Annotated in this window: 1 protein-coding gene; it reads right to left on the reverse strand. The window is 59.8% G+C overall.

What is annotated here, in order from left to right; all coding sequences use genetic code 11:
* Positions 1–4 precede the first annotated feature (4 nt).
* A partial coding sequence (locus tag SB717_RS36515; protein WP_410907932.1) for a hypothetical protein occupies positions 5–266 on the reverse strand: 262 nt, incomplete at its 5' end.

Here is a 266-nt window from a genome sequence, read left to right on the forward strand (position 1 = left end):
GCTCTCACTCTCGATTGACAATCACCGCTCTGAAAACGAGATGCCTGTCGCGGAATAAAAGGACCTTTGACGGATCTGCCAGACTGGCACCAAGATCAGGAGCCATGGCGACCAGGGAACAGCTCTGCTCAACCGACGGATGCAGCAAGGTGCTGCCTTCGCCACCCGGACGAAGCCGGCGTGACGAGTCGGGAGCCTTACTGACATTCTCGCGGGACTCCGGATCGACCCGATTGCCGAGTTCCCCGAAAGACCGGCTGGTGGCT

The sequence above is a fragment of the Priestia sp. SIMBA_032 genome (assembly GCF_046535215.1).
Lineage (GTDB): Bacteria > Bacillota > Bacilli > Bacillales > Bacillaceae_H > Priestia > Priestia aryabhattai.